Annotated in this window: 9 protein-coding genes; 8 read left to right on the plus strand and 1 reads right to left on the minus strand. The window is 75.9% G+C overall.

Features of this window, described 5'->3' with window-relative positions; all coding sequences use genetic code 11:
- Positions 1-123: 123 nt before the first annotated feature.
- From ACH4FX_RS35940 to ACH4FX_RS35975, 8 genes are all read left to right on the plus strand, one after another.
- The gene (locus ACH4FX_RS35940) at positions 124-819 is read left to right on the plus strand and encodes a histone deacetylase (protein ID WP_398485664.1); all 696 of its coding nucleotides are present in this window, start codon (positions 124-126) and stop codon (positions 817-819) included.
- A 266-nt stretch (positions 820-1,085) separates the two neighbouring features.
- Complete coding sequence (locus ACH4FX_RS35945; RefSeq protein WP_398485665.1) at positions 1,086-2,408, plus strand: MFS transporter; 1,323 nt, start codon at positions 1,086-1,088, stop codon at positions 2,406-2,408.
- Positions 2,409-2,658: 250 nt separating this feature from the next.
- On the plus strand, positions 2,659-4,230 hold the full coding sequence (locus ACH4FX_RS35950; protein WP_398485666.1) for a non-ribosomal peptide synthetase: 1,572 nt from the start codon (positions 2,659-2,661) through the stop codon (positions 4,228-4,230).
- Between the two features lie 149 nt (positions 4,231-4,379).
- The gene (locus tag ACH4FX_RS35955; protein ID WP_398485667.1) at positions 4,380-7,544 is read left to right on the plus strand and encodes an amino acid adenylation domain-containing protein; all 3,165 of its coding nucleotides are present in this window, start codon (positions 4,380-4,382) and stop codon (positions 7,542-7,544) included.
- The gene (locus ACH4FX_RS35960; RefSeq protein ID WP_398485668.1) at positions 7,541-8,701 is read left to right on the plus strand and encodes an acyl-CoA dehydrogenase family protein; all 1,161 of its coding nucleotides are present in this window, start codon (positions 7,541-7,543) and stop codon (positions 8,699-8,701) included. Before ACH4FX_RS35955 ends, ACH4FX_RS35960 begins: the two co-directional genes overlap by 4 nt.
- 84 nt (positions 8,702-8,785) lie before the next feature.
- Positions 8,786-10,684: an amino acid adenylation domain-containing protein gene (locus ACH4FX_RS35965; RefSeq protein WP_398485669.1), complete on the plus strand. Its 1,899-nt coding sequence runs from the start codon at positions 8,786-8,788 to the stop codon at positions 10,682-10,684.
- A gap of 1 nt (position 10,685) precedes the next feature.
- Positions 10,686-12,530, plus strand: coding sequence for an amino acid adenylation domain-containing protein (locus tag ACH4FX_RS35970; RefSeq protein WP_398485670.1), 1,845 nt, complete (start codon positions 10,686-10,688; stop codon positions 12,528-12,530).
- Positions 12,527-15,481 carry a condensation domain-containing protein gene (locus tag ACH4FX_RS35975; RefSeq protein ID WP_398485671.1) on the plus strand — a complete coding sequence of 985 codons (2,955 nt, stop codon included), beginning with the start codon at positions 12,527-12,529 and terminating at the stop codon, positions 15,479-15,481. The genes ACH4FX_RS35970 and ACH4FX_RS35975 overlap by 4 nt, the downstream gene beginning before the upstream one ends.
- Positions 15,482-15,689: 208 nt before the next feature.
- On the opposite strand, the gene ACH4FX_RS35980 is transcribed toward ACH4FX_RS35975, so the two are convergent.
- A complete protein-coding gene (locus tag ACH4FX_RS35980; RefSeq protein WP_398485672.1) occupies positions 15,690-16,535 on the minus strand; it encodes an urease accessory protein UreD in 846 nt (281 codons plus the stop codon).
- Positions 16,536-16,625: the final 90 nt, after the last annotated feature.

A 16,625-nucleotide genomic window follows, 5' to 3' on the forward strand; every position in this document is an offset into this window, starting at 1 on the left:
CGGCTTTCTGTCCTGACGTGCGGCATGACGTACGGATGGTCCGGGTCACGCGTCTTGGTCGGTTGATGCGGGTCGGGAAGGATGCGCGGCTTGTCCCGGTCCCGCGGGTGAGGGGATGAGGCGGTGCACGTCTGGTACGTGTCCTACGGCTCCAACATGCATGCCGCACGGCTGCGGCACTACCTGACGGGCGGTCGCCCGCCGGGCGGCATGCGGACGTGTCCGGGCTGCCGCGATCCCCGGCCGCCGGCGCGTTCCGTACCGGTCGTGCTGCCGGGGGTCATGTACTTCGCGCTGGAGTCGCTGAACTGGACGGGCGGTGTCGCGTTCTACGACCCGGACGGGCCCGGCGAGGTGTGGGCCCGCGCCCACCTGGTGACGCGTGGCCAGTTCTCCGACATCGCGGCCCAGGAGATGCACCGGGCCCCGGCGGCGGACCTGGACCTGTCCGAGGTGCTGGACCAGGGCCGGGCCCGGCTCGGGCCCGGCCGCTACGAGACGCTGGTGCACCCGGGCACCCTGGAGGGGCTGCCGTTGCTCACCTTCACCGCGCCGTGGCGGGTGGACGAGGTTCCGCGCACCCAGCCGACCGACGCCTATCTGGCGCATCTGGCGTCGGGGCTGCGGGAGGCGGGCGGCTGGGACGACGAGGAGATCACGGACTACCTGGACCGGTGCCGGCTGGGGATGCCGGTGCTTCCCGGTACGGGCCGACAACGCCGCCGCCTCCGGGGTGCGGCCCCGGGCACCCGGGCCCTGGAGCCGGACCGGAGCGCCGCCCCACGGGACCCCGCGCGCCGCCGGGTTCACGGCCCGTAACACATTCCACGGCACACGTCAGCTGTCCTTACGGGTTCCAAACACACACAGCCCCACTAATCAGACATTCACTCGACGACCGAAAATGTCATCGCATGGTGAACGTTTGGTGAGGGCGTAGCAGGTCACCCCATGAGCGGGTGGACCGGAGAGAACGGACGGTTTACGACAAAACTTGCGAGCGGCGTCCGGAATGCGGAGGAAGCTGTCCGGAAACCCTTCGGTCGTTTTGACCCGCCCGCACTTCATCACCAAATGTCAGCCATGTGACCACCACACGAGCCCCCGGCCGCCGCGGCGGCGACGGACTCCTCCGCCATCGCGACTTCCGGCTGCTGCTCGCCGGGGCCGCGGCCAGCCAGGCAGGTACCCAGGTCGCCCTGGTGGCGCTGCCCCTGGTGGCCGTCGTCGGGCTGCACGCCTCGGCCTTCGAGGTGGGCCTGCTCACCGCGGCCGAAACCGCCGCGTTCCTGCTCATCGGCCTGCCGGCGGGAGCCTGGGTGGACCGGGTCCGGCGGCTGCCGCTGCTGATCCGCGCGGACGTGGTGCGCGCGGTGGCGATGGGCAGTGTGCCGCTGGCGGCGGCGTGTCACGTCCTGACGATGACGCAGCTGTACCTGGTGGCCTTCGTCACCGGTATCGCCACCGTCTTCTTCGACGTCGCCCACCAGAGCTATCTGCCGCGGGTGCTGCCCGGCGCGCAGCTGGTGGCGGGCAACGGGGCGCTGGAGACGGCGCGTTCGGCGGCCCAGGTGGCCGGGCCCGGGCTCGGCGGCGGCATCGTCCAGCTGCTCGGTCCGCCGGTCGCCGTGCTGGCCAATGCGGCCGGATACCTCGCCTCCGCCCTGTTCCTGCGCGGAATCCGCGTACGGGAACCGGAGCCGGAGGCCGCGCCGGGTGTGTCGCTGAGCGCCCAGGTGAAGGAGGGCCTGGCGTTCGTGCTGCGGCACCCGGTCCTGCGCGTGATCGCGCTGACGACCGGGGTGGCGAACTTCTTCTCGGCGATGCTCGTCGCCGTACAGACCGTGTTCCTGACGCGGGAACTGGGGCTGCCGCCCGGGGTGCTCGGCCTGATGCTGTCCGCCTCCGCGGTGGGCGGGCTGGCCGGGGCGCTGTGCGCCGGTCCGATCGCGCGGCGGCTGGGACAGGCCCGCATCATCTGGCTCGCGCCCGTGGCCACCGGGCCGTTCGCCCTGTTGTGGCCGCTGTCCGGCCATGGCGCCGCGGCCGGCTGGTTCGCGCTGGGTTCCGGCGCCGTCTTCTTCGGTGCCGTCGTCTACAACGTGGCCCAGGTCAGCTTCCGCCAACTGCTCTGCCCGGACGCCCTGCTGGGCCGGATGAACGCCACCCTGCGGTTCATGGTCTGGGGGACCATGCCGCTCGGCGCGCTGGCCGGCGGCTCCATCGCCGGGGCGGCCGGTTCGCGGGCCGCCGTGTGGGTGTGCGCGGCCGGGTTCCTGCTCGTACCGCTTCCCCTGCTGCTGTCACCGCTGCGGAAACTGCGGGATCTTCCCACCGCCGAAACAGCGCCCGAGACGGTGTCCGGGGCGGCTCCCGAGGCAGTTGATGCGCCCGGAGCCGCCGGCTGACCACGGCTTCCCGACCGCCAGGGGGCCGGACCTCCGGTCAGCCCGCCCGCTCGCCGCACCGCCCGCTCAACGCACCGGCTCCTCCGGTCACCGGTCCCGGCCTGTGATCGCGGTCCGCGCCGCCCGCGGCCCCCCGGGGGGCCGCGGCACGCGACCACGCTCGTGATCGCTCCACCGTACGCAGCTCTGCTGCCCCGCTCGAACGTCTCATAGGCAACGCCCCGTCCGCGGCGGCGCAAGGGAGGTCATCGTGGACCCCAGCACGACAGCCGGCATCAGCACCGGTGCCGCGTCCGGCACCGGCATCCGTACCCGTTTCGGAACGGCCACCGGCGCCGGCGTCCGGCCGGACTCCGGTGTCAGCATCACGGAGCAGTACCTCGCCCGTTACGAGAAGGCCGCCGCCGGGGTGAGCGACCCGGCCGGGCTGCTGCCGGTCACCGGCGCGCAGCGGCGGTTCCTGCTCGCCCGGCGGCTGGCGCCCGGCGGCCGGCCCGATGTCGTGCCGCTGTTCTTCGCGTTCCCGCGCGGCACCGTCGACCTGGAGCGGCTGCGCGCCGCCGCGGGCCATCTGGCCGCCGCGCACCCGGCGCTCCGTACGCGGTCCGACGTACTGCGCGGGGCGCCCGTACAACGGCTCGGCGCCCCCACGGCCCAGGTGGACCGGGTGACGCCGCACCCCGGCGAGAGCGCCGCGGCGGCCCTCCGCCGGACGCTGCTGGAGTGGACCGCGGAAGGCCCGCCCTTCCGGTTGTTCCTCGCCGACGCCCACGAAGCGGCAGAACGCCACGGAGCGGTCCACGGGAGCGGGACGGCCGACACCCCCGGTGCCCCCGGCTCGCAGGACGGCACCGCCCCCGGCCCCGCCGTGCCCGAGGCCGGCGCCGTGGAGATCCTCGCCCTCGCCCTGGACCACGCCGTCTGCGACGAGCAGTCGCTCGGCCGGATCTCCGCGGACCTCGCCGACGCGTACGAACAGCGGCTGGGCCCCGGCGACGTGCCGCCGCACCGCGCCGCCGAGGAAGCGGCCGGTTACCGCGAGGCCGTCCAGCTGCAACTGGAGGCCGAGAAACGCGCGTCGCGGCCGGAGTCGCTCACGTACTGGGCGCGGCGGATCGCGCCGGCGGGCGGCGCGGCGGGCCCGGCCCCCGGCTCCCACCCGGCGCGGCAAGCGCCCGCCGCCCAGCAGCCGCGCCCCACCGGCGCCCTCCAGACGCGCCTGCCGATCCGGGCCGAAGACGGGCGGGCCACAGCCTTCCCCGTCCTGCTCGGGGCGTGCGGCAACGTCGCACGCGCTCTGTACGAGACGGACGTGCCGGAGCGTACGCCCTTGCTCGGCTACCCCTGGGGCGGCCGTCCCCCGGCGGCGCCACCGGTCCTCGGCTGCTTCCTCAACACCGTCGTCCACCCCGCCACCGCCTGCGGCCCCGACGACCTGACCACCACCTGGTGGGACGACCTCGACCACGCGGACACCCCGTTCGATGAGGTGGTCCGCGCGGCCCGGTCGGCCGCCGTCCCCTGGACGGGCCGGCTGGACGGCCTGCTGACCTTCGAGGACCTGCACCGCCGCCCGCCGTTGCGGCTGGGCGGCGTGGCGGGGCGGGAGGTCCACATCGACGGGCGTCCGCTCCAGGCGCCGTTCGCGGTCTCCGTCTCCTACGGCACGGACCTGCTCGTACGGATGGCCTGGGACCGGGACGCCGTCCCGGACGGCCGCGCGCACGACGCCTTCGCCGGGCTGACCGCCGAACTGTCCGGAGAACCGGCCGGTGACGGGCGCACCCGTACCCCGGCCGGCGGCGCCGCTCCCGTGGGCTGACCCCCACCGGCGGCGCCGCCCCGGTCGCCCGGCCCGCCCCCGGGCCAGGCACCGGCCCCTGTACCGCACCCCTTCCTGGTCCCCGCATCCGACCGACGGCGGGTACCGGGCCGAGCTCACCCCCTCATCCACCACCCGAAGGATGGACCATGTTCGGACTGTCACCGTCACAGGACGTCGTCTGGCTGCACGAGCAGATGCTGCCCGGCAGCCGCGCCTACAACTTCACGGCCTCGATCGACCTCTGGGGCCGGCTCGACGAGGCGGCGCTGCGCGACGCGCTCGGCGCCGCGCTCGACCGGCACCCCGGCCTGCGCCTCGAACTCGTCGAGCAGCCGGGCGAGGTGCCCCAGCAGCGGGTGCGCGAACGATGTCAACCACGTGTGCGCACGGTGGACCTCTCCCAGGAGCCCGATCCGGAGGCGGCGTTCCGGGAACTGCTGCGGGCCGAGGCCGAGACCCCGCTCGACACCACCGAGGCGCCGCTGCTGCGCTGGTGCCTGGCCCGGCTGGGCGAGCGGCACCACCGTGTCGTGCACGTCGAGCACCACCTCATCCACGACGGGCACTCGTTCGCGATCCTGCTGCGCGACGTGTTCTCCGCGTACCGCGCGCAGGTGCTCGGCGAGCCGGTGGAGCTGGCCCCGGCCCGCTCGTACGAGGAGCACGCGCGGGCCGCGGCGGGCGCGGACCGGCAGGCCAGCATGGCGCACTGGACGGCCGAACTGGCCGACGCCACCTTCGACCTGCCGCTGCCCGGCCTCGCCCGGCCCGGTGCGCAGCGCCGGCACGCGGGCGGCCAGCTGCGCCAGGCCATCGGCGCGGACCTGGCCGAGCGGCTGCGGGAGTGCAGCCGTACGCAGGGGCACACACCGTTCTCCACGCTGCTGAGCCTGTTCGCGGAGTTGCTGCGGCGGCACAGCGGCCGTACCGACATCGTTGTCGGCACCGCGGTGGGCAACCGGCCCGTGGGGTACGAGGAGACCGTGGGCATGTTCGTCAACACCATCCCGCTGCGCCTGCGGCTCGATCCGGCGGCCGGCGCGGTGGAGATGGTGGACGAGGTCACCGACACGCTGATCCGGGCGCTGCCGCACCAGGAGGTGCCGGTGCAGGAGCTGACCCGGGCGCTCGGCCGGCACACCTCCGGCGCCGACAACCCGCTGTTCAGCGTGATGTTCAGCGCCCATGACGCGGCGCTGCCGGAGATCGAGGTGCCGGAGCTGGAGGTGGCGCTGTACGAGGGATTCAACACCGGCACCACGCGCTTCGACCTCGACCTGGTGCTGATGCCGGACGACCGGCGGACGGTCGGCCCGCGGCAGGGCGCCGCCGGGATGACGCTGGTGTGGGACTACGACCGGGACCTGTTCGACGAGGACGTGGTCCGGCTGCTGGCGGAGCGGTTCCTCGATGTGCTGCGCGCGTACCTGGAGACGCCGGAGGCGCCGATCGCCTCGCTGGGCGCCCCCCAGCGGGAGGCCGGTGACGCGGAAGCCGGCGCGGCCCTGCCCACCGATGAGGTGCTCGACCCGACGGCTCGCCAGGACCCGGCCCGCCCGGCCCTCGTGGGCGGCGCCAAGAGCCTGACCTACGGGCAGCTCGGCGCCCTCGTCGACGACCTGGCGCGCCGGCTGCACGCCGCCGGGGTGGCGCCGGGCCGGCCGGTGGCGGCCGTGCTGCCGCGCGGCACCGACTCCGTCGTCGCGCTGCTCGCCTGCCTGCGCACCGGCGCCGTGTACTGCCCGCTCTCCCCCAACGACCCGGCCGAGCGCCTGCGGACGCTGCTGGAGCGGCTGGACCCCGCGCTGGTGCTGGCCACCCGCGAGAGCGCGCTGTCCCTCCCGGCCGAGGGGCTGCCGGTGGGGCTGCTGGACGGCCCCGCGTTCCCCGCGGCGGCCCCGGCCGGGGAGGAGACCGGTCCGGACGCCTTCAAGGACGCGGCGTACGTGATCCACACCTCCGGCTCCACCGGCCTGCCCAAACCGGTCGTGGTCGGCCGTGCGGCGCTGGCGCAGCACGCCCGCGCGACGGCGGAGCGGTACGGCCTGACGGCGGCGGACCGGGTGCTGCTCTTCGCCCAGCCGTCCTTCGACGTGGCGCTGGAGGAGGTGCTGCCGTCGCTGCTGGCCGGTGCCTGTCTGGTGCTGCCGCAGCGCGAGGTGCCCACCGCGGACGAACTGACCGCGGTGCTGGCGGCCCGGCGCGTCACCGTCGCCAACCTGCCGACCAGCTACTTCCTGGCGGTGCGCGCGGAGTTGGGCGAGGCGCTGCGGGACGGCCGCTGGGCGCCGCGGCTGGTGGTCCTGGGCGGTGAGCGGCTGCCGGCCGGTGCGCTGCGCGAGCTGTTCGACGCCGTGGACGCCGCCGCCGGTTCGCCGTCCGTGACCGTGCTCAACGCGTACGGCGTGACCGAGGCGGCGATCACCAGCACCGTCCACGAGGTGACCCGCGCGGACCTGGACGGCGCCGAGGTGCCGCTCGGCACGGAGCTGCCGGGCGCCCGCGTGTACGTCCTCGACGCCGGGCTGCGGCCGCTGCCCGCGGGCGCGGTCGGCGAACTGGCCGTCGCGGGCGCCGGGCTGGCCGCCGGCTACCTCGGCAATCCGCAGGTCACCGCGGAGCGCTTCGTGACGCCGGACGCGCTGGGCGGCGAGCGGGTGTACCGCACGGGCGACCTCGGCTACCGCGACCGGGCCGGGCGGCTGTGCTTCCTGGGCCGCCGCGACAACCAGGTCAAGCTGCGCGGGTACCGCATCGAGCTGGAGGAGGTGGAGGCCGCGGCCTCGGCCGAGCTGGGCGGGCGGTCGTGCGCCGTCGTGCTCGACGCCGATGGCCCCGCGGGCCCGCGGTTGCTCGGCTTCCTGGAGGCCGGTACCGAGGACGGCCCCGACGAACAGGAGCTGCACGCCGCGCTGTCCCGGCGGCTGCCCACCGCACTCGTACCGGCCCGCTGGATCCGGCTGGACGCCATGCCGACGCTGCCGGGCGGCAAGCCCGACCGGGCCTCCCTGGCCCGTCGGGTGGCCGGACTGCCGCCCGAGGAGGCGGCCGGGAGCGGCACGTCCGAAGACCCGGCCGAGCCGGTCGACCCGCAGGTGGCGCTGCTCGCCGAGGGCTGGCGCGAGGTGCTGGGGCACGACGACTTCACCCCGGCGTCACACTTCTTCCAGATCGGCGGGCACTCCCTGCTGGCCGCGCAGCTCGCCGCGTGGCTGGAGCCCCGGCTCGGCAGCCGGCCGCCGCTGCGGCTGTTCTTCCAGAATCCGGTGCTGGCCGACCAGGCCCGTGCGGTGCGGGAGGTCGCGGCGTGAGCACCCGCCCCTCGTCGGTCCTGGAGGCCGACCACCGGGAACTGATCGCCTCCTTCGAGTCGTTCGTCCGCAAGGAGCTGGTACCGCTGGCGGCGGATCTGCCGGAGGACGCCGACCTGCCCCCGGCCGAGCTGCGCGACTATGTACGCCGTCGCTCGGCGGCCCTCGGCTTCTACGCGGGCGACTATCCGGAGGAGCTGGGCGGTTCCGGCATGCCGTTCACGGCCGTGGTGCTGCTGCACCACGCGGCCGGCCGCAGCGGCTGCCCCCTCGCGCAGTACGCCCTCGCCGGCTCCGACGGCCCGAGCCCGCTGCTGCGGCACGGCACCGAGGAGCAGATCGAGCGGTATCTGAAGCCGCTGGTGCGCGGCGAGGCGGTGCGCTGCCTGGCGCTGACCGAGCCGAACGCCGGCTCGGACGCGTTCCAGCTGACCACCACCGCCGTCCACGACGCGGCGGCCGGCGAGTGGGTCCTCAAGGGCCGCAAGACCTTTGTGAGCAACGCCGACCGGGCGGACTTCACCCTGGTCGTCGCGTCGGCCGAGGGCGGGCCGACCGCCTTCGTGGTGGAGGCCGGCAACCCGGGGCTGCGGATCGGGCAGCGCTACGAGGGCATGTCGGGCGAGCCGCTGTACGAACTCCTGCTGGAGGACGCGCGGGTGCCGGACGACGCCGTGATCGGCGGCACCGACGGGGTCGGTTCGGCGCTCGGCAACGGCATGGACAGCCTGTCCCGGGGCCGGCTGGTGGTGGCCGCGATGTGCGACGGCATCGCCGAGTACGCGCTGGAGCAGGGCATCGCGTACGCCCGGGAGCGGCGGGCCTTCGGCGCGCGCATCGGCGCGTACCAGCACGTGCAGGAGCACCTGGTGACCAGCCGCGCCGAGGTCGAGGCGGCCAAGCTGCTGACGCTGGCCTGCGCGCGCCTGGTGGACAGCGGCACGGAGGCGCCGGAGAACGCCGCGCTGGCCAAGCTGACGTCGTCGGAGACGGCGGTGCGCGTGGTGGACCGGGCCCTTCAGGTGCACGGCGCCACGGGGTGGGTGCGCGGGCATCCGCTGGAGTTCCTGTACCGCTATGTCCGGATGATGACGATCATCGAGGGGACCTCGGAGATCCAGAAGGTGATCGTCGCCCGGTCCATGGGGCTCGGCTGAGCCTCCCTCCGGGGCCCGGGGACGCACCGCCGTCCCCGGCCCCGCCCCTTACCAATGCGTGAACTCGCGAACCGCAGAGGAATCATGAGTACTTCCATGCACCAGCGTCCCGGCAGCAGCCCGCAGGACGCGCAGCTCAGCATCGCGTACGGCACCGCGCCGGCGACCACCGCACAGGGACCGGACCGGTCGGACATCCTGGCCAGGTACGAGCACTGGGTCCACCGCACCCCCGACGCGCCCGCCGTCGAGGACGGCGCACTGGTGTGGAGCTACGCCGAGGTGGACGCCCTGGCGAGTGTGGTGGCCGAGTCGCTGCGCGGCCGGGTGTCCCCCGGTGACCTGGTCGGCGTGTGCCTGGACCGGTCCGCCGCCCTGGTCGCGGTGGCGGTCGGGCTGGCCCGGCTGGGCGCCGTCTACCTGCCGCTGGGGCCGCGCCCCGGTGAGCGCCGGCTGGCCGCGGTGACCGAACGGCTGGGCGTGCCCTGCCTGGTCGGCGATCCGGCGCTGCTGCCCGAGGCGTACCGTACGGGCGACACGCTCTCCCTGCCGCTGCCCGCCGAGGGCGCCAACGCGGCGGGCAGCGTGGTGGCGGCGTTCCGCGCCGCGCCCGCGGAAGACGCCGGGCAGGCCGTGCCGCCGGGCACCTTCTACGCCGTCCTGACCTCCGGCTCGACCGGTACCCCCAAGGCCGTCGCGGTGGGCGGCGCGTCGCTCGGCGCGCTGCTGGACTGGTACCAGGCGTACACCGGGGCCGGCCCCGGGGACCGGCACAGCCTGCTGATCGGCGTCTCCTTCGACCCGCACGTCAAGGAGCTGTGGACGGCGCTCACCTCCGGCGGTGCGCTGAGCGTGCCGCCCGAGGAGGTGCGCTGGGACCCGGACGCGCTCACCGGCTGGTGGCGGCGCGCGCAGGTGTCCGTCGCCGTGCTGCCCACACCGCTCGCCGAAGCGGTCCTGGAACGGCCCTGGCCCGGACTCCCGGCGCTGCGGCACCTGGTGGTGGGCGGCGACCGGCTGCGCCGCAGGCCCGCACCGCAGGTCACGGCCCGGGTGCACAACGCGTACGGGCCCGCCGAGGCCACCGTCGTGACCACGGTGCACCACGTCGAGGCGGACGACTCCGACACCGCTCCCCCGCCGATCGGCACGCCCATCGACGGCGCCGTCGTCTGCGTCACCGACGAGTCGGGCCGCGTGGTGCCGCGCGGTGAGACCGGCGAGCTGCGCATCGGCGGCAGCGTGCTGTCGCTCGGGTACCTGGACGCCGGGCTGACCGCGGCCCGCTTCGTGGCCCCGCCGGACGGCGTGGCCGGAACCGAGCGCGTCTACCGCACCGGCGACCGCGTCCGGATGCGGCCCGACGGGGTACTGGACTTCCTCGGGCGGCTGGACGACCAGGTCAAGGTGAGCGGGGTCCGCATCGAACTCGCCGAGGTGGAGGCCGCGTTCGAGCACCACCCGAACGTACGGCGGGCCGCGGTCGCGGTCCGGACCGCCGCAGGCGGGGTCAGCCGGCTGGTGGCCTTCGTCCTGCCGGTGCCCGGACAGCCGGTGCCGACCGCCGACGAGCTGATACGCGAGGCGCGCGGCTGGCTGCCCGAACAGGCCGTCCCGGCCGTCGTACGGTTCCTCGACGGCTTCCCGCTGGACGCCAACGGGAAGGTCGACCGGGCCGCCCTCCTGGCGGCCGAGGCGGCGGAGACCGCCGCGGCCCCGGACGGTGCCGCGCCGCTGACGCCCGCCGAGGAGCTGGTGCTGCGCCTGTGCCGCGACCTGCTCGGCAACCCGGCGCTCGGCACGGGCGACAACTTCGCCGCGGCGGGCGGCAATTCGCTGTCCACCGCACGGCTGCTCACCGCCATCGAGGAACAGTGCGGCGTACGCCTGCGCGCGCCCCAGGTGCTGCGGCAGCCCGACCTGCGGGCGCTGGCGGCCCTGGTGGACGCCAAGCGTGGCGCCGCCGACCTGGCGGGGGTGTGAGATGACCGGCATCGACACCGGACTGCCCGGACTCGTCTCGCACTTCGCCCGCACCACGCCCGACGCCCTCGCCGTGACCGACGGCGAGACGTCCCTGACCTACGCCGGGCTGACGGCGGCGGCCCGCGGCTTCGCGCAGGTGCTGCGCGAGCGCGGTGTGCGCCCCGGCGACGCCGTCGGCGTCCTGCTGCCGCACTCGGTGCCCACCGTGGTCACCCAGCTCGCCGTCTGGTGGGCCGGCGGGCACTACGTACCGCTCGACCCGGGCTATCCCCCGCCGCGCGTCGCGACCATGCTGGACACGGCCGGCGCGGTGCTGACGGTCGGCGCCAAGGACCTGGTGGAGGCGGCGGGCATCCCCGGGGACCGGGCGGTGCCGCCGCCCGCCGGCCCGGAGTACGCCGGGGACGGCACGCCCGCCCCCGCCGAGCCCGCCTACGACCCGGACGCCGTGGCGTACGTGATGTTCACCTCCGGCTCGACCGGGCAGCCGAAGGGCGTGGCCGTCACCCACCGGGGCATCGCGCGCCTGGTCCACCGGCCCGAGTATGTGACGATCACGCCGCGCGACCGGGTGCTGTTCCACTCCCCCGTCACGTTCGACGCCTCCGCCTTCGAGGTGTGGGCCGCGCTGGCGAACGGCGCGGCGGTCGCGGTGTCCACCGCGGACCGGCTCTCGCCGACCGGCCTGGCCCGGGACGCGGAGCGCCTCGGCGCGACCGTCACCGTGCTGACCACCGCGCTCTTCCACCACCTGGCGGCCCGGCGTTCCCCGCTCTTCGGGGTGCTGCGCGGCGTACTGGCGGGCGGCGAGGCGCTGTCCGCGCAGCACGCGCGCTCCGTGCTGCGGGCGCACCCCTGGCTGGAGCTGGTCAACGGTTACGGGCCCACCGAGGCGACCACCTTCGCCACCGCGCACCGCGTCACGGACGCCGACTGCGACGGTCCGCCGCCCATCGGCCGCCCGGTCGCCGGCACGACCGCGTACGTCATGGACGAGCACGGCGAGCCGGTGGCGCCGGGCGTCCGCGGCGAGCTGTGGCTCGGCGGGCCGCGGCTGGCACTCGGCTACGTCGGGCAGCCGGAGCGGACAGCGGAACGTTTCGTCGACCATCCGGCCGCCGGGCGGCTCTACCGCACCGGCGATGTGGTCTCGGCGCGCCCCGACGGCACGCTGGACTTCCACGGCCGGACCGACGACCAGATCAAGGTCCGCGGCTTCCGCATCGAGCCGGGCGAGATCGAGCACACGCTGCGCGAGCACGCCGGGGTCGCCGACGCGGCCGTGGTCGTGCAGCGGCCGGCGCCCGACGACGCGCGGCTGGTGGCCTTCGTCGCACCGGAACACGGTGCGGCGCCCGGGGCCGCCGCGCTCCGCGCGCACCTGGAGGAGCGGCTGCCCGCCCACCTCGTGCCCAACGCGTGGGCGTTCGTGGACGCGCTCCCGATGACCGGGGTCGGCAAGGTGGACCGGCGGGCGCTGGCCGACCGGCCGGTGGAGGGTTCCGCGACCGTCGCGGGCGAGGACCCGGGGGCCGCCGGCTCGCTCTCCCCCCTCCAGCAGGTCGTGGCCGACCTCTGGAGCCAGGCCCTCGGTCTCCCCGTCGACGACCCCGCCGCGGACTTCATCGCGCTCGGCGGGCACTCGCTGCTGGCGCTGTGCGTGGTCGAGGACCTGCGCGAGGACCTCGGGGTGGAGATGTCGCTGGCCGACTTCTTCGCCGCGCCCACGGTCGCCGAGCAGGCGGCCCACGTCGAGCAGGCCCTGCTGCGTATTCACGAGGAGCCCGGCGCCGGTGACGCACCGGGCGCTTCGGCCCCGTCCGTTCTGGAGGACCCACGATGACCACCGCTTCGGACACCGCCCGCGAGGCGGCGCTGCTGCGGATCGCCCGGCAGCGGCAGGCCGCGAAGCGCGGCGGCGCGGCCCCGGCCGCCGCCGGTCCGGCCGGCCCCGCGCCGCTGTCCGCCGCGCAGCGCCGGATGTGGCTGCTGGACCGGCTCGGCGGCAGCGGCACCGCGTACCACGTGCCGTTCGCCACCCGGGTGCGCGGACCGTTCGACCCGCAGGCCCTCGGCCGGGCGCTGACCGGTCTGGTCCGGCGTCACGAGGTGCTGCGCACGCGGTACGGGCAGCGGGACGGCGAGCCGTACCAGGAGGTGTCGGACGCGGCGCCGGTTCCCGTCGACGTGGTGCCGGCGGACGGCGACGTCACCGAGCTGCTGCGGGAGGCCGCGGCGCGCCCCTTCGACCTGGCGGACGGCCCGGTGCTGCGCGCCCTCGTCGTACGGCACGCCCCCGAGGACCACACGGTGCTGCTGACGCTGCATCACATCGCGATCGACGGCGGCTCGCTGGCGGTCGTCGCGCGCGAGCTGAGCGCGCTGTACGGGGCGGCTCTCGACGGCGGTGACGGGTTGACCGGCGAGCTGCCCGGTGCGCTCGCCACCCCGGCACCGCAGTACGCGGACTTCGCGCGCCGCGAGCACGCCGCCGCGGACGCCCTGGAAAGCGGGCTGGAGTTCTGGCTCGGACGCCTCGCGGGCGCGCGGCCGGTGCCACTGCCCGCCCCGGCCACCGGCGCTACGGCCCGGCGCGGAGAGGCGGCACTGCTCACCGAGCCGCTGCCGCCCGCCGTCCTCGAAGGGCTGCGGGCGGCGGGCCGGGAGCATCGCAGCACCCTGTTCACCGTGGTCCTGGCCGCCGCCTACGCCACCGTGCTGGAGGCGACGGGCTGTACGGACCTGGTGCTCGGCTGTGCCAGCAGCCACCGCGACCGTGCGGACGTGCGCGACCTGGTCGGCCTGTGCGTCAACACCCTGCCCGTGCGGGTGGACGCGCACGGCACGGGCGCCTTCGGCGAGCTGCTGGACCGGGTCCGGGACGCACTGCTGGAGGCCCAGCGACACCGCGACGTACCGTTCGACCTGATCGTCGAGCGGCTCGGGGCGGCGGCCCGTGGGGCGGACGGGCATCCGCTGGTGGACGTCACGGCCGATGTGCTGCGGGCGCCGGTCGTCCTGGAACTCCCCGGTCTGGTCAGCGAACCGGTCGAGGTCGATCTGGGAACGGCCAAGTTCGGTCTCGGCTTCTACGTGGAGGAGGAGCGGAGCGACGGCGGGCCGCCGCGCTGCCTGGTGCAGTACGACCGGGCGCGGCTCGACGAGCGGACGGCCCGGCAGCTGCTGCGCGGCTTCGCGGACCTGCTGGCGGCGGTGGCCGCCGACCCCGGCCACCCGCTGGCCCGGCCGCTGCCCGGCGCCGGGGACGGAACGGACGCGGCCCACCCGGCCGAACTCCTCCTCCGGGAACGGCCGGAGGTGGCGGAAGCCGTCCTGCTGGAGGCCGCCGGCCGGCAGCCGCTCGCGTACGTCGTGCCGGGCGGCGTGGGCACCCTCGAACCGATGGGCCTGCGGGCCGCGCTGCGCTCGAAACTGGCGCCCGAGCTGGTCCCGGCCGCGGTGACGGTCCTGGACGCGCTGCCGCGTACCGCCGACGGGACGGTGGACCGCAGCAGGCTGCCGGGCGCACCGGCGACGGCCACGCCTGCGCAGACCGGCGGAGCCCGCGAGCAGGCCGTACTGGACGCGTTCGCCGAGCTGCTGGGCCGGCGGCCCGCTCCGGACGCGGACTTCTTCCTGCTCGGCGGGCATTCGCTGCTGGCGGTGCAGCTGGCCGACCGGCTGCGCGAACGCCTGGGCCTGCCGCTGACCGGCCTCGACGTGATGGAGCACCGCAGTCCGCGGGCCATCGCCGGCCTGCTGGACGGGCGGGGCCGGGAGCGCGCGGCGGCACTGGCCGCCGTCCAGGCCGCGGCCCGGCCCGCGGCTCCGGCCCACCGCGGCGCCCGCCCCCCGGCGGCCCGCACCGGAACGGTCCTGGTCACCGGTGCCACCGGCGGCGTGGGCTCGTTCGTCCTGCGGGAGCTGGCAGCGCGCGGCATCCCCGTACGGGCCCTCGCGCGGCCCGAGTCCGCTCACCTGCTCGCGGCCGACGGGATCGAGGTGGCCGAAGGGGACCTCGGCGACCCGGACAGCCTGCGGGCCGCGGCGGCCGGCGCGGACGCGGTGATCCACGCCGCCTGCACCTTCACCGCTCCCGAGGTGGACCTCGCGGCGATGCGGGCGGTGCTGGACGGCTGGCACCGGGGCACCTTCGTCTTCGTCAGCAGCGTGGACGCGTACGGGCAGCCGCCGGTCACCGACGTGACCGAAGCGACCCCGCCCGCCGGTCCGTTCACCGCGTACGGGCGGGCCAAGCTCGACTGCGAGCGGATGCTGCTGGAGGCCGCGGGGAGCGGCGGACGGGACGGGGCCAGTGTGGTGCGGGTGCCCATCGTGTGGGGACCGCACGCCAGGCTGCGCGATCAGCTGCGCTGGGGTGCGACCGGGCAGTTCTTCCAGGCCGCGCGGAACGGCGAGCCGATCGAGCTGCCCGCGCGGGACCGCGGCTGGTACGGCGCGCCCTGGGTGCACGGTGCCGCGCTGGCCCGCGCGCTGGTCAGCTGTGTGGAGCGGCCGGCCGGCGGCGTCGTGAACGCGGTCGGCGGCCATGTCGACTGGCGCGACTTCGCCACCGAGCTGATCAGGCTGCTCGGCAGCGCCAGCGAGATCCACGCCACCCACGCGGCCCCGGGCGACCCGGCCCCGGCGGACGGCCGGCCGGAGGAGACCGGACCGGACTTCCTCCTGCACCACCGCCGCCGCTACCGCCCCGCCCCCGCGCTCACCGCCGAACTGGCGGAGCGTCCGGGCGAGGACTGGCGGTCGGTGCTGGCCGCGATGCTGGAGGACTGACGGGCCTTTTCCGGCATTTTGCCGATTGCCCAGCCCCCGACGGCACCGATGCGAACCGTTCGCCGTCTTGTAGTACGCGGCGCCGCTCTCTCCCCCAGGAGCGGCGCCGCGTCCTTGGGGCCGTCCGTCCGCTCCCGCAGCGCGTACTCGCGGGCGGCGCCTCATATCCGAAGCGCCGGAACGCGCGAAGCGCCTTCGCCGACGCCCCTCACTCCAGGCGCGCGTCCTGCCCGCCCGCGTCCAGAAGACGCCGTATCCGTAGCGCGTCGGGGGCGACCGCGGTGGTCAGGGCAGCCGGACCGGCGAGCGGAGTGCGCACCCCCTCGCCCTCGCCCGGTTCCGTGCCCAGGACCCGGACCTGGGCGGGCTCCGCCTCGAACGCCGGGTCCACCACCAGGAGCTGCCCGATGGCACGGTGGCCGCCCAGCACCGCGCCGGTGTCCCAGCCCGGGGCACCCGGCCCGTACGCCGTCTCCTGGTCGAGGAGCGTGCGCCCGGCGCGGCGGACCGTGAGGCGGCTGCACAGCCGGCCGGGCCGCTCGCCGCTGCGCCCCAGCACCTGTTCCTCGCGCAGGACCAGGCGTGCGGTGGGCGCGAGGTGGACGGTCGTCGTCATCCGCAGATCACTGCCCGCCGCGGAGATGAGCGGTTCGGGGAGCCACTCCAGCCGGGCGCCGTCGCCCACCGTCAACTGCACGTCGTACGTGGCGTGCCCGGGGGTGCGCCCCGGCAGCGCGACGGTCGCCGCGGCCGCCGTGACGCGCAGGTCGGCACCGGCCTCCGCGGTCGCCTCGATGCGCAGCCGGTCCCCGCCGAGCGGCGCGCTCATGGCGCCGACAACACACACCGTGGCCTGCGTCCCGTACGAGCGGACGCGGCGCAGTGCGAGCGGGCCCTCGCCGGCCAGGACGGGCAGGCCGGTCACGCCGCCCGCGCCGGCCCGCGCGGTGATGCGGGCCGTGGCGCGCAGGCCGTGCGCCACTGTGCCGATATCGGGCGCCGGTACCGGCTCGGGGGCCGGTGGCCGGCCCTGTTCGGGGGGCGCGAGGGTCATGCGGGGCTCGTGGTCCAGTGGGTGAGGCGGGTGCGGACCCAGTCGGAGACGGGCCGGACGCCGTGTTCGGCTTTGAGGCAGGTGAAGACG

This window comes from Streptomyces sp. NPDC018019 (assembly GCF_044327805.1).
GTDB lineage: Bacteria > Actinomycetota > Actinomycetes > Streptomycetales > Streptomycetaceae > Streptomyces.

Bases quoted from the DNA above. Each gene is read 5' to 3' on its own strand.
- ACH4FX_RS35955 (WP_398485667.1), top strand. From the start codon at position 4,380: ATGTTCGGACTGTCACCGTCACAGGACGTCGTCTGGCTGCACGAGCAG.
- ACH4FX_RS35965 (WP_398485669.1), top strand. From the start codon at position 8,786: ATGAGTACTTCCATGCACCAGCGTCCCGGCAGCAGCCCGCAGGACGCG.
- ACH4FX_RS35970 (WP_398485670.1), top strand. From the start codon at position 10,686: ATGACCGGCATCGACACCGGACTGCCCGGACTCGTCTCGCACTTCGCC.
- ACH4FX_RS35975 (WP_398485671.1), top strand. From the start codon at position 12,527: ATGACCACCGCTTCGGACACCGCCCGCGAGGCGGCGCTGCTGCGGATC.
- ACH4FX_RS35980 (WP_398485672.1), bottom strand. From the start codon at position 16,535: ATGACCCTCGCGCCCCCCGAACAGGGCCGGCCACCGGCCCCCGAGCCG.